Below are 13,165 nucleotides of genomic sequence, written 5' to 3' on the forward strand. Positions count from 1 at the left end.
ATTTTTTGTTATTTTGTATTAGAATTCAAACACAAAAATAGTTTTATGTAGTGAGAAAATGATTGGAAATATGATTTTTTTCGAATTTTGCTTTGAAAAATTTACAAGTTCACTCATACGCTCATTCACTCAATAAGTATGAAGATAGGTATTATCGGTTTAGGGGATATGGGCAAGACGTTTGCTCGAATTTGGGCAAAAGCTGGCTATGAAGTATATGGTTGTGACCTTCCCAAAAACCGTGAAATATTAGAAAAAGAGCTAAGTGACTTTGGCATTAATGTACTTCAAGATGGTATCGCCATTTCTCGTCTGTGCGATTTTATCCTTTATTCTGTCGAAGCTGAGAATATAGAAAATGTAGTAGCTCAATGTGGTCCATCAACTAAATACGGAGCAATTGTGGCAGGGCAAACATCCGTAAAAACGCCAGAAATTGCCGCTTTTGAAAAACATTTACCTAAAGATGCACAAATCATCACCTGTCATGCTCTTTATGGCCCAGCAGTGAGCCCAGTTGGGCAGACATTAGTTGTGGTGAATCATCGGGCAAGCCAATCTGCTTTTGAGCAAGCCGAAATCATACTGAGTGCTATTGGTTCAACCATTCATCAACTCGAAGACTTTCATGCCCACGACCGAATGATGGCTGATATTCAGGCTGTTACACACATTGGCTTTGAAAGTATCGGAACGGCCTTCATGCACCGCAAAGTGTATCCATGGGAAAATACATTACATCCAAACGGCCTTGATAATGTAAAACTCTTAATGACTCTAAGAATTTATAGTTACAAATTTCACGTTTATTCGGGTTTGGCTCTCCAAAACCCTTATGCAAAGCGTGATGTGAGAAGCTATGCCAGAGCAGAAAGTGAGCTATTTGAATTAATGATTGAAGAAAACGAAAAGAAATTTAGGAAAAGAATTTATGCTGCTCGTGATACAGTTTTTAAAGATAAAGGAAGTGTTTTAATGCTTGATGATAAAATTATGAGCGAATTTAGTTTGAATCAAGATTTTGAACATAAACCCAATTCACACCTAAGTTTGTTGGCAATGGTAGATACTTGGCACAAACTTGGTACAAATCCTTATAAAAGTCTGATTTGTCAAACCCCGCCCTTTAAATTAAGAGTTGGCATGGCTGAATATTTGTTTCTAAATGAAAATCTACTGGAAGAAACTATCAAAGCTGCACTTTTTGATAAAAGTATTCGTGGTGAGGATCTGGCGTTTCATACGGCTGTGCACGAGTGGGCTAATATCGTAGAAATGGGAGATAAAGAAAGCTATCGAAAACACTTTGAAGCCACAAAAACCTATCTCTCAGACCGTTTGGAAGAAGGCCGTACTAAAAGTGGGCTTTTGATTGCTAAACTTCAAAAAAGTAAATCATAAAAATCAGCACGATATTTGTAACCAAACAAAAGAATTCAAGTCATAAATGCAGAAAACGGATTTAACAAAATATAATAATGATTGGTATAAACAATCTGATCTAACAAGAAATTTCTTTGTTTCAGTGATTTGGTATATCACAAATGCGATTTTTATCAATTCTTATTTAATAATTCCAACATCGATTAAAATTACAATTTTAAAACTTTTCGGGGCAAAAATTGGAAAAAATGTAACAATGAAACCAAATATCAATATTAAAGCTCCGTGGAATCTGGAGATTGGTGACAATGTTTGGCTCGGTGAAGCTCTCTGGATTGATAATTTAGGAAAAATAAAAATTGGTAATAATTCTTGTTTATCGCAAGGCTCAATGTTGTTGTCTGGAAATCATGATTATCGAAAAGAGACTTTTGACTTAATTATAAAAGATATTATCATTGAAGATGGAGTTTGGATTGGAGCTAAGTCAGTAGTTTGTGGAGGTGTAACCTGCCATTCACACGCTGTATTATCGGTTAATTCGGTTGCAACCAAATCTTTAACCTCCTATGGAATTTATCAAGGTAATCCAGCTCAACTTGTCAGACAACGATAAATCGCCATTAGATAAATAAATCTACAAAAAGATTTATCTTTTTTACTTTTCCCATTGAAAAAAGTATTTATTTTGTACATTAATTACTAACAAGTAAAGATAAAATTAAACATAGTTCTGATGTTTCCAACATTTGAATCACTTATCCCTGATAAGCAAATACAAATCTTAATCTCAGCTATAATCGCAATGGTTATCAACCTGCGTTCTATTCCTGTTATTATCAACATAAGTGGACTCCGTGGATTAATGGATAATCCGGTAAAACGTAGTTCTCACAAAACTCCAACACCAACTTTTGGCGGTGTTGCTATCTTTGCAGGAGTCTTAATCGGTTACATGATATGGAATTTTGGTGATGAGGGCATTCTCATTCACAAAGTCTTTGCCGGTACTGTAATATTGTTTTTTTTAGGTGTGAAAGATGACCTTTATGCACTCTCTCCTACAAAAAAAATGATTGTACAGGTATTAGCTTCTGCAATAGTAGTAATTGGAAGTGACCTTCGTATTTCTGATTTATTTGGCATTTTTGGTATCGGCCATATACCTTATATCATAAGTATTTTGCTTACCATCTTCATATTTGTGGCCATGATAAACGCCTTTAATTTGATAGATGGTATTGATGGGTTAGCTGGAGGAATAGCCATGATTGCCAGTAGTGGATTTGGGCTTTGGTTTTTAGTAAATCATCATTATTCATTGGCCTGTTTGGCTTTGTGTTTGGCGGGTTCTTTAGTTGGTTTCCTCCGATTCAACTTCTCACAAAGCCAGAAAATATTTATGGGCGATACTGGCTCACTTATCATTGGCTACATTATTACGGTTTTGGCCGTGAAGTTTATTCACCTCAATGTAATGCACGCTTGGGAAGCTGATATTTCGTTTGTAAGTGCCCCCATTATTGCTATCGTTATTCTAATTATTCCAATTTTTGATACAATAAGAGTTTTTTCAATCAGAATCCTACGTGGTAAATCTCCTTTTAAAGCAGATAGATTACATATGCACCATTTACTGATTGACAATAATCTTTCACACATGCAAGCTTCATTTGCATTGTATTCAACGACTATTTTCTTCACGGTCGTCACTTATTTTGCAAGAAGTTATTTTAGTAATACCGAACTCTGTTTCTTTATATTATTTCTACTTATTTGTTATTTTGTCACAGGTAATCTTTTAGAAATCAGACGTTTGAAATTGAAAAAAGAAGAACTTTCTGTAAATGATAAAGTAGCAACCACAACACAACCAAAAGAAAAATTAAGACTCAGTGAGGTTAGCAATTAATCAAAATATAAGACGATAAAGAAAAGCCCAGTTTTGAAGGTCAAAACTGGGCTTTTCTTTATCGTTTAGAATAACTTTATGATAGCTGAATAATAATTTATATCAATTTGTTCTTAAAATTCTACCTTCAAAAACTTAAATTGTAAATCTTAAACGCCTCTACCTATAAACATATTCTTATTCCCACTCAATTGTTGCTGGTGGCTTAGAACTGATATCATACACTACACGATTCACACCTTTTACCTTATTGATTATTTCATTTGAAACATCGGCCAAAAACTCATAAGGTAAGTGAGCCCAGTCGGCAGTCATACCATCAATACTCGTAACGGCACGTAAGGCAACAACTCTTTCATAAGTACGTTCGTCGCCCATCACACCAACACTTTGAACTGGTAAAAGCATTGTCCCTGCTTGCCAAACTTTATCGTATAAACCGCTATTTTTCAAGCCATTAATAAAAATTGCATCAACTTCTTGTAAGATTTGCACTTTTTCTGGCGTTACATCACCTAAAATTCTGATACCTAAACCTGGTCCAGGAAAAGGATGACGTCCCAAAATATTTTGTGGAATATTAAGAGCCTTACCAACTTCTCGAACACCATCCTTAAATAATAAACGAAGTGGCTCAACAACCTGCAATTTCATAAAGTCGGGCAAACCCCCAACATTATGGTGTGATTTGATAGTTACAGAAGGGCCTTTTACAGAAACAGACTCAATAACATCGGGGTAGATCGTACCTTGCCCAAGCCATTTTGCACCTTCTACTTTATGAGATTCTGCATCGAAAACATCAATAAATGTCTTACCAATAGCTTTACGCTTTGCTTCGGGGTCTGTTAAACCTTTCAATGCTGTATAAAATTGTTCTTTGGCATCAACGCCTATAACATTAAGACCAAGACCTTTATACGATTCTAAAACTTCTTCAAATTCTCCTTTACGAAGCAGACCATTATCAACAAAAATGCAATAAAGATTCTTTCCGATAGCATGATGAATCAAAGTAGCAGCTACCGAAGAATCTACACCACCCGATAAACCCATAATTACTTTATCGTCACCCAATTTTTCTTTCAATTCCTGAATTGTTACCTCAGCAAATGAATCAGGAGTCCAGCTTTGCGAACACTCACAAATATCAACTACAAAGTTTTTGATAATTGTTTTTCCCAAAACGGTATGTGTTACTTCTGGGTGAAACTGAATACCATAAACTGGTTTTTCTTTGATTTTGAAAGCAGCCACTTTTACCGTATCGGTCGAAGCAATAATATCTGCATTGGCTGGTGGAGCAGCAATCGTATCGCTGTGTGACATCCAAACTTGTGTATCATCAGCAACATCTTTGAAAAGTGCATAACGATTATCAACTTTGTTGAGTATCGTGCGACCGTATTCTCTGATTGATGATGGTGCAACTTCTCCGCCACCAGTTTGAGCCATCATTTGAGCACCGTAACAAACTCCGAGCACAGGCACTGTCTTGGCAAATTCTTGCCAGTCAACAATTGGTGCATCTTCATCTCTTACTGAGCATGGGCTTCCTGAAAGAATTATGCCTTTAATATCGGCAGTAATCGGCGGAATTTTATTGAAAGGGTGTATTTCGCAATACACATTTAGTTCTCGTACTCGGCGTGCTATCAGTTGCGTAAACTGAGAGCCAAAATCAAGAATAAGGATTTGTTCGGTCATGGTAACATTTCTAAAATGCAAAGTTAGAAGAAAATGACATTGAGTGCAAATAAGTTGTAGTCAACGGTTACCAGTTCGCAGTCAACAGTCAAAATAAGTAACTGATTATCAATACATTAATAATAAAACACCAAGTTTTAATCTTTACATTTTTTTCTATTTCTTCTTAAAACTGAAAATAAATAAACTGAGCTGGTTGGTCAAAAATTCCTAAAATTAGAAATGCCATTACAAAAAGGTAATAAAGTATCCAACGCACGGCAGTTGGGTAAGTTGACACAATTTGGCGAATACTTTTATCTCGTTGAATATAATGTATGATTTCCATAAAAATAATTAATCCTATAGCAGTCAAAAATTCAACAATAGTAAAATTCAGAAATACATTTTGTGAAATATAATTGAAAGTCAAAAACTCCTTTAAATTTGGAAGATTTGAAAACAAATGTGTCACTAAATGAAATAATTGACTTTGTTCGAGGTAATTTCCTCTAAAAAATATCCATGCAAAAGCGACCAAACAGAATGTGACGAAAGCCTGCAAAGCTTTTAGCAAAAATGGAGCTTTTTCTAAGCCCGTAATTTTATTAAAAGCCGTTCTTGGCTTTTGAGTGATTCGAGCAAAAACCAAATAAAAACCGTGCAAAGCTCCCCAGATGATAAAATTCCAATTGGCTCCGTGCCACAATCCGCTGACCGCAAAAACAAAGAATTGATTGAAATATTGTCGAGTTTTCCCTACCCTATTTCCACCCAACGGAATATATAAATAATCTCTAAACCACGTAGAAAGCGAAATATGCCAACGACGCCAAAATTCCGAAATACTTTTCGAGAAATACGGTCGGTCGAAATTTTTCATTAATTTAAAACCCATCACTTCGGCTGTACCAAGTGCAATATCGGAGTAACCTGAAAAATCGCAATAAATTTGAAAAGTAAAGAAAATTGTCGCTACAATTATCGGAACTCCTTCATATTCCATCGGGCTATTATAAACTTTATCAGCAAATAAAGCCAATCGGTCAGCAATTACAACTTTCTTGAAAAGCCCCCATGCCATCAGTTTTAAACCACTCGTAACTCGCTGATAATCAAAACTTTTCTTTTCATAAAACTGATATAAGACATTCTGTGGACGTTCGATTGGCCCAGCCACAAGTTGGGGGTAAAACATGACATAAAGTGCATATAAACCAAAATGTCTTTCGGATTTCTGATTCCCACGATACACTTCAATGGTATAACTCATCGCTTGAAACGTATGAAACGATAAGCCAATTGGGAGAATAAAATCTAATAACTTGAAATGAGCTATATTGGCTTGAGCTAAAGCAAAAATGGCAAAATTCGTATATTTAAAGAAGGCTAAAACACCAATATTTGCGAACAAACTTATGATTAAAAACCATTTTCGTTGCTTCCCAACAGCATTTTCTATCCAAATTCCTGCAAAATAATCAATGACAATCGTGAAACCCAAAATCAATAAATATTCGGGTTTGAAGACCATATAAAACACACAACTTGCAGCCAAAAGCCACCACCATCTATCTTTATGGCCAAGCAAAAAGTAGATAATCGTAACGATTGGAAAAAACAACAAAAACTCTATTGAATTGAAAAGCATAAATTAATTTTTGTAGGACAAGTTTAAATCCTGTCGAATACGTTTTGTGACAAGTTACAAACCTGTTTTTCTTACTAACTGAATAATTTTTTGAGTACGAATTTCGCCACCTTTTTGAGTCAAGTGGTACGCCATATCGTGATATAATGAATCAGCAAACACAAAATCAGTCGGTTTGCCCAAAATCGAAAACTGAGCATATTTCTTATACTCTTTCTGAAACTTATCAATGATTGGCTTATCAAGGTCATAGTTGGCTTTTGAATAGGTTGGATAAACAAAAAAGACTTTTACGCCCCTTTTTTGCATCTCCTGATGGAATGCATTCATATCAGCAATGGCATCTTTCAAACTTACTTTATCGCTCAAAATTGCTCTTGGAATAACTTTCATACGTGGATTATTGAAATGACTTACTAAATCACCGTATTCGTTTGAAGCTCCACGAAAAAATACACTTGTTGTGTCTGATACTTTGAAAGTTATAGTTTTATTTTTCAATAATCTTTCTAATACAGTTTTGAAAGATTTGATTCTCAATTGGCTATTTTCTCGAATTTCTTCAAAAATATCTTCAAATTCCATCCATTCTTTGGCTTTAGGAAAATACCTTGCCATCAACAATTGTTCACTCTTGTTGCCTTCACTTTCAATAATGTATTCAAAACCCATAATTACTGTATCACCTTTATGTAATTCAGGTGAAATCTGTTTGAACATAAATTTTGTACCATAATCATAATGAATAGCCATATTGACTACTGGTTTCTGGAGCGAGTCGGCAATAAGTTTGCTATTGATACCGTAAGCGAAATTTGAGCCTGCTATCAAAACAATTTTGGGAGATGGTGTTTCTTGTAATCGTTTGTACTTATCAATAATAATAGCGTTATACGAAGTTTCTAAATCGTGTTTATTGTATGGATTGAAATGAAAAACGGCTTCGACGGTTCCCAAAGTGAGAATAGAAAGTAGTAAAGCTTTAAATAAAAACTGTTTTATATTCATATATCTTTTAAAATCAAATTGGGCTATCAGATTTTTAAATCTTTTTAATCTTAGTATAAATTGATAGTTTTGTAAAAAAACAGCATCAGATAATAATGAATTTACCTCGATTTATTGCTCAACGAATTCAGAAAACCAATACGACAACTTTTACTTCAACAGTCACAAAAATTGGCATTTCGAGTATCGCTATTGGTTTAGCAGTTATGATTATTTCGTTTAGTATTCTGATTGGATTCAAACAAACTATTCGAGAAAAACTCTTTAGTCTTAGCTCGCATATTCAAGTCAGCAAAATTACGCTGAATCAATCGTTTGAAGAAACACCGATTACAATAAATACAAAATTTTATCAAAATTACAGAAAAAACATCGAAATCAGGCATGTTCAGGCAGTGGCAAATAAGGCAGGACTATTAAAATCTTCGGAAGAACACGCTGGAATTGTCATAAAGGGTGTCGGACGTGATTATGATTGGGTAAATTTCAAAGAAAATTTGATTGAAGGGCGAGAAATTAACTTTCAAGATACAACATATTCCAACGAAATAATCATCAGCAAACAAATTGCCAAGCAATTAAAAATTAAACTCTCGGATGAAGTTAGAATTTTTTTTATTCAAAATCCACCAAGAATAAGAAAAGTCAAAGTCGTAGGAATTTATGATACTGGTTTAGAAGAATTCGATAAAAACTTCATTTTAGGTGATTTAGCCTTGGTACAACGAATGAACGATTGGGATAATGGAACAGTGGGGCATTATGAAATTTTCTTGAAAAACTTTGATAAACTTGATGTTGTCGCAAAACAAATTTTTGATGAAATCGACCAAGATACGCAGCTATTGAAAGTAACCGAAATGTTTCCTGCAATTTTCGACTGGCTGGGCTTAATGGATAGGAATATCATTGTAATCATAGCTCTGATTTTACTCGTTGCCAGTTTTAATATGATTTCGGTGCTTTTAGTGATGATGATGGAACGCACGCCAATGATTGGTTTGCTAAAAGCATTGGGAACTGATAATACAAAAATTAGAAAGGTTTTCATTTATAATGGATTGACAATCATCATTAAAGGAATGATTTATGGCAATCTCATCGGAATTGGGTTTTGTTTTTTGCAGAAAACATTTAAAATAATTCCTCTCGATTCGGAAAGTTATTATATGAGTTATGTACCTATTTCGTTCGATTGGCTCACGATTTTGATTCTTAATGTAGTTACTGTTTTGTTGGTTTTGGCAGTTATTACAATTCCGACCTTGGTTGTTTCACGCATGAAATTGATAGAATCTTTGAAATTTAAGAGTTAATTGCAATGATTGTTTACAAAAAAGACTCCATAAAATATCTATGGAGTCTTTTTTGTTTATGAACGAAGCAGAGACATCCTCCGACTCGGATCGCTCCACAAAAACTATGCTTTTGCTCTTGTGTTATCTTTAAAAACTACAATAAAAATTAATAAAACAACAGCAGAAATAGCAGCAGGAACCATCCAAACGGCTGTCCAGTCGTGGGTGCTTACTTCACCTACTTTGGTTGTATATTTATCTAAAACTTTTCCAGAAAGAATTGAGCCAATTCCCATTCCGATTCCGTAAGTTGCCAAAGTGATTAAACCTTGAGCTGAATTTTTGATTTTCTCTCCCGCCTTATTATCAGTGTAAATTTGTCCAGTAACGAAAAAGAAATCGTAGCAAACACCGTGTAGAATAATTGCTAAATAAAGCATCCATTCTGATGAAATACCATCGCCGTAACCAAAACATACAAATCTGATTATCCAAGCAACCAAGCCAACGATTAACATCTTCTTAATGCCAAATTTACTCAACGCAAAAGGAATCAAAAGCATAAATAGTACCTCAGAAACTTGGCCCAAAGACATTTTATTTTCAACATTTGTCATGTTAGATTCTGTCAATGATAAATTGGCGTGGGCGTAATAAAACGACAACGGAATACAAACCAAAATTGAACAAATAAAGAAAACCAAGAATGAACGGTCTTTGAAAAGTACAAAAGCATCAGTTCCAAGAATCTGACCGAATGAAGTAGCTTTTGTGGCCTTTGGTGGTGTATTCGGCAATGTAAACGCAAAAATAGCCCAAGCAACTGATGTAAACATAGCTATTTGGAAAATTGTAACTTTATCGCCTACACCATAAAAACCTATAATATTTGTAATTACAATCCAAGCAATTGTACCCATAACACGAATAGAAGGAAATTCTTTTTCTGGGTTTTCCATCTGATTCATAGCTATCGAACTTGATAAAGCCAAGTTTGGAGCAAATGTGAGTGTATAAGCTAAAATATACCAGAAAAATGTATCAGGGTCTTGGTTTTGAATCAAGAAATACAAAATAACTGCACCTAAAAGATTCAAAACGCCCATTACTTTTTGTGCTGAAAAAAAACGGTCGGCTACCATTCCCATAAAAAATGGTGCTACAATCGAAGCTATTGAAAATGTGGCATAAGCACTACCGATTTGGTCGCCTGTTGCGTGAAGTGTTGTGAAAAGGTACTTACCCATTTGTCCGTACCAAGCTCCCCATGTAGAAAACATGAGAAACATCATCACCATTAATTTAATTCTGGTTGTTAGAGTCATAGTTTTAGTTTTGTTATAGCTTTGAGCAAAATTCGCTCAATTTTAGGGTTAATAATTAGAAAATATTTGTTGGTTAAATTTTACTTGTTAATCAAACCCATTACCGCTCCTCCTTCATCCCAAAATCTTCGTTCATTCGGTGCAGTTTTGCACATTTTGATTTCTGCACGAGCATTTGTGAGTAATTTTCTGAATTCTTGATCAGGTTTAATTTGCCAAACTTCCTTGGTAGTTTTATTTTTCAAATCACCCATTAGGTATTCAACGTCTTTATCAAAGCAACACGGAAGAACCAATCCATCCCAGGTAATTATGCAGGTTGTTGGCTCAATTAAGATTGTAATATCCCCCAACGAGCAATAGTGAGTGAGCATTGATAGTGGACTTTTAAATATCACGAAATTGCTTATATATTTTTTGTAAACGCTCGTCTTTTTCCTCTTCAATAATTTCCTTCATCAAAGCCTTTACTTCTTTAATATCGTTAATCAGACTTAGTGTTTGCATCCCGGCAAATCTGACATACCATTGTGTATCATTTTTTGCAATTTGTTTAAGCAAAGGCAAACTTTTCAGCTGTATTTCGGTCGTTGATTTCACTAAGTAAGTACCAAATATACCTAAAACTTGGTATAAATCGTTGCCTTTCATTTGGTTTAGATGATTCTGAAACCAATCGTAACGAAGTGGTGAGGCTTCCTCTGCAAAATAATTGGCAACTGCCGCAAAAATACTCGGATTGGTTGAAGTATCGAATTTCAAAACTATTTCAATTGCATCCGAAGGTTTGCTTGCCAAAAGAGCCTCGATTGCAGCAGCTTGAACTGTATAAGATGAGTCAGCCAGTGCATCACGGAAAAGTTTATCATTTTGAGAATTTTGAAAACCTTTCATCGCCAAAATAGCATCGGCACGCACATATGCACGTTCATCATGAAGAACTCTATATTGTAAAGCCTTTTCAACGCCTAAAAAATCTTCACCATCATAATCGAAAAACTTTTGAACTGCAAATTGCCTTACTCGCCAGAATTTATCTTTTGTGGCATCTATCAAAAGCTGTCTGATTTTCTTTTCGGCTGGCGGATAATAAAAAGTTGTATCGTCTTCTGGAATAAAGGTAAGCGTTTCTAAGACATTCAATCTTGTAGCGATATTTTCGGCATTATAAAATTGATAGATGAGCTCATCTTGAGATTTTTGATGCTCAATTTTACCAACCAAAACATTTTCGGGGTCGAGTAAAACCATCTTTGGGGCTGATTTAGCAGCAAATTCAAAAGTTTGTTGTTTTTTATCTACAAGTATTTCGTACGTAGTTTGCTCATTATCAGACTTTACCAATACTTTCAGCGGCAAACGATAAACAGATGAGTAAAGTGTGTCTTGCGTTTGTTTGACATTCAATTTCAGTTTTCCATCTGCAAAATCATGAGAAACTTCCAGCACAGGATGCCCAGGTTTCATGAACCATTGGTCGAAAAACCAGTGTAAATCTTGTCCAGTAACACGCTCAAAAACCAATCTTAAATCTTCAATTTCGGCAGTTTTATAGGCATTTTGAGTAAGATACTGTTTGAGAGCTTCAAAAAATGCTTCATCTCCTACTGTATTTCTGAGTAAATGTAAAATCCGACCACCTTTGGCATAAGAGTGCGAATCGAACATATCTTCTTTATCAAGATACCTAAATCTGATTAATGGTTCTTGCTTTTCTTTGGCTTCATCGAAATATTGATTCAAGGCAATATACGAAACCAAATCAGCTTCATCTTTCCCATATTTATGATTTGCCCATAAATATTCCGAATAATTGGCAAATGCTTCATTCAAGGGCAAATTCGACCAAGATTCGCAGGTTACTAAATCGCCAAACCAATGATGAAAAAGCTCATGTGCAATTACGCCATCGTCATTATCATCCACTAATTGATGATTATCTTTTTGAATATAATCGCCATGAACGGTTGCCGTTGTGTTTTCCATTGCTCCCGAGACATAGTCACGAACGGCAATTTGAGCATATTTTTCCCACTGATATTTTACCCCTAAAATTTTCTCGAAATAACGAATCATTTCGGGCGTTCGGCCATAAATATTAAAAGCGTATTTCTCAAATTTAGGCTCAATATAATAACTCACTTCAAAATCTTTGAAATTCGGGTCAACTACTTTTTTAAAGTCTCCAACCGCAATCATCGTCAAGTAGGGTGCTGCTGGTTTTGTTTGTTTCCAATAATCAGTGCGAGTACCGTCTGAGTTTTGCTTAGAAGTAATAAGTTTACCGTTGGAAAGTGTAATGAATTTGGCATCAATGGTCAGAAAAATCTCTTGGGTCATTTTCTGATTGGGCGAGTCAATCGTTGGAAACCAAGCAGAGTTTGATTCGGTTTCGCCTTGTGTCCAAATTTGCTGAGGTTTATCAGGTTCTGTTCCCGATGGATTAATAAAATATAAACCTTTATCACCGGCAATCGCATCACTCCCACCCGCAATGCGTTCGTTTGGTTTGGCAGTGTAATTGATTTGAATATTTATGGTATCTTTTCGAGTAAAAGTCTGACCTAAATCTATTTTCAAAATACTTTTATCATAGTCGTACTTCAAAGGCTTTCCTTTCAACATAACTTCTTGAATATCAAAACTTTTTGCATCAAGAGTAATTGATTTTTGAGGATAAAAATGCGGTTTAAAAGTCAAAGTCGCTTTACCATAAAGATATTGCTTTTTCCAGTCGGGTTTGATTTCGAGTTTTGTGTGAATCAAATCATGTTCGATTGTTCTTGAAGCATTATATGGGCCTTGAGCGGGAACTATGGCACTATTTTCTTGAGCAAAAACACAAAGATTGAAAAAGAAAAGTATTGCTGATTGAAGAAATTTCATTGAATAAAATATGGCT

10 protein-coding genes are annotated in these 13,165 nt (G+C 35.0%); 4 read left to right on the forward strand and 6 right to left on the reverse strand.

Annotated elements, in window-relative coordinates; genetic code table 11:
• Positions 1-138 precede the first annotated feature (138 nt).
• From ABR854_RS17815 to ABR854_RS17825, 3 genes are all read left to right on the forward strand, one after another.
• Positions 139-1,401 carry a prephenate dehydrogenase/arogenate dehydrogenase family protein gene (locus ABR854_RS17815; RefSeq protein ID WP_350267071.1) on the forward strand — a complete coding sequence of 421 codons (1,263 nt, stop codon included), beginning with the start codon at positions 139-141 and terminating at the stop codon, positions 1,399-1,401.
• Positions 1,402-1,447: 46 nt separating this feature from the next.
• Entirely contained in the window at positions 1,448-1,999 is a 552-nt protein-coding gene (locus ABR854_RS17820) for a WcaF family extracellular polysaccharide biosynthesis acetyltransferase (protein WP_350267073.1), read from the forward strand.
• Positions 2,000-2,119: 120 nt separating this feature from the next.
• Positions 2,120-3,295 carry a glycosyltransferase family 4 protein gene (locus ABR854_RS17825; RefSeq protein ID WP_305952522.1) on the forward strand — a complete coding sequence of 392 codons (1,176 nt, stop codon included), beginning with the start codon at positions 2,120-2,122 and terminating at the stop codon, positions 3,293-3,295.
• Positions 3,296-3,472: 177 nt separating this feature from the next.
• Here ABR854_RS17825 and guaA read toward each other — a convergent pair whose 3' ends face one another.
• From guaA to ABR854_RS17840, 3 genes are all read right to left on the reverse strand, one after another.
• Positions 3,473-5,002, reverse strand: a complete 1,530-nt coding sequence (gene guaA, locus ABR854_RS17830; RefSeq protein WP_305952523.1) for a glutamine-hydrolyzing GMP synthase — start codon at positions 5,000-5,002, stop codon at positions 3,473-3,475.
• A gap of 166 nt (positions 5,003-5,168) precedes the next feature.
• On the reverse strand, positions 5,169-6,632 hold the full coding sequence (locus ABR854_RS17835; protein WP_350267076.1) for an MBOAT family O-acyltransferase: 1,464 nt from the start codon (positions 6,630-6,632) through the stop codon (positions 5,169-5,171).
• A gap of 54 nt (positions 6,633-6,686) precedes the next feature.
• Positions 6,687-7,640, reverse strand: coding sequence for a hypothetical protein (locus ABR854_RS17840; protein ID WP_350267078.1), 954 nt, complete (start codon positions 7,638-7,640; stop codon positions 6,687-6,689).
• A gap of 95 nt (positions 7,641-7,735) precedes the next feature.
• Here ABR854_RS17840 and ABR854_RS17845 point away from each other — a divergent pair, with 95 nt between their 5' ends.
• Positions 7,736-8,956, forward strand: coding sequence for an ABC transporter permease (locus ABR854_RS17845; RefSeq protein ID WP_350267080.1), 1,221 nt, complete (start codon positions 7,736-7,738; stop codon positions 8,954-8,956).
• Between the two features lie 104 nt (positions 8,957-9,060).
• Here ABR854_RS17845 and ABR854_RS17850 read toward each other — a convergent pair whose 3' ends face one another.
• The 3 genes from ABR854_RS17850 to ABR854_RS17860 form a co-directional block, all read right to left on the reverse strand.
• The gene (locus tag ABR854_RS17850; protein ID WP_305952527.1) at positions 9,061-10,263 is read right to left on the reverse strand and encodes a nucleoside permease; all 1,203 of its coding nucleotides are present in this window, start codon (positions 10,261-10,263) and stop codon (positions 9,061-9,063) included.
• Between the two features lie 80 nt (positions 10,264-10,343).
• Positions 10,344-10,637: an SPASM domain-containing protein gene (locus ABR854_RS17855; RefSeq protein ID WP_350267083.1), complete on the reverse strand. Its 294-nt coding sequence runs from the start codon at positions 10,635-10,637 to the stop codon at positions 10,344-10,346.
• A 13-nt stretch (positions 10,638-10,650) separates the two neighbouring features.
• The gene (locus tag ABR854_RS17860) at positions 10,651-13,149 is read right to left on the reverse strand and encodes a M1 family aminopeptidase (RefSeq protein ID WP_350267085.1); all 2,499 of its coding nucleotides are present in this window, start codon (positions 13,147-13,149) and stop codon (positions 10,651-10,653) included.
• Positions 13,150-13,165: the final 16 nt, after the last annotated feature.

The sequence above is a fragment of the Emticicia sp. W12TSBA100-4 genome (genome assembly GCF_040253585.1).
Taxonomy (GTDB): domain Bacteria; phylum Bacteroidota; class Bacteroidia; order Cytophagales; family Spirosomataceae; genus Emticicia.

What these genes read in the sequence shown, in the direction of transcription:
- ABR854_RS17815 (WP_350267071.1), top strand. Translation starts at nt 139, where the DNA reads ATGAAGATAGGTATTATCGGTTTAGGGGATATGGGCAAGACGTTTGCT.
- ABR854_RS17820 (WP_350267073.1), top strand. Translation starts at nt 1,448, where the DNA reads ATGCAGAAAACGGATTTAACAAAATATAATAATGATTGGTATAAACAA.
- ABR854_RS17825 (WP_305952522.1), top strand. Translation starts at nt 2,120, where the DNA reads ATGTTTCCAACATTTGAATCACTTATCCCTGATAAGCAAATACAAATC.
- guaA (WP_305952523.1), bottom strand. Translation starts at nt 5,002, where the DNA reads ATGACCGAACAAATCCTTATTCTTGATTTTGGCTCTCAGTTTACGCAA.
- ABR854_RS17835 (WP_350267076.1), bottom strand. Translation starts at nt 6,632, where the DNA reads ATGCTTTTCAATTCAATAGAGTTTTTGTTGTTTTTTCCAATCGTTACG.
- ABR854_RS17840 (WP_350267078.1), bottom strand. Translation starts at nt 7,640, where the DNA reads ATGAATATAAAACAGTTTTTATTTAAAGCTTTACTACTTTCTATTCTC.
- ABR854_RS17845 (WP_350267080.1), top strand. Translation starts at nt 7,736, where the DNA reads ATGAATTTACCTCGATTTATTGCTCAACGAATTCAGAAAACCAATACG.
- ABR854_RS17850 (WP_305952527.1), bottom strand. Translation starts at nt 10,263, where the DNA reads ATGACTCTAACAACCAGAATTAAATTAATGGTGATGATGTTTCTCATG.
- ABR854_RS17855 (WP_350267083.1), bottom strand. Translation starts at nt 10,637, where the DNA reads ATGCTCACTCACTATTGCTCGTTGGGGGATATTACAATCTTAATTGAG.
- ABR854_RS17860 (WP_350267085.1), bottom strand. Translation starts at nt 13,149, where the DNA reads ATGAAATTTCTTCAATCAGCAATACTTTTCTTTTTCAATCTTTGTGTT.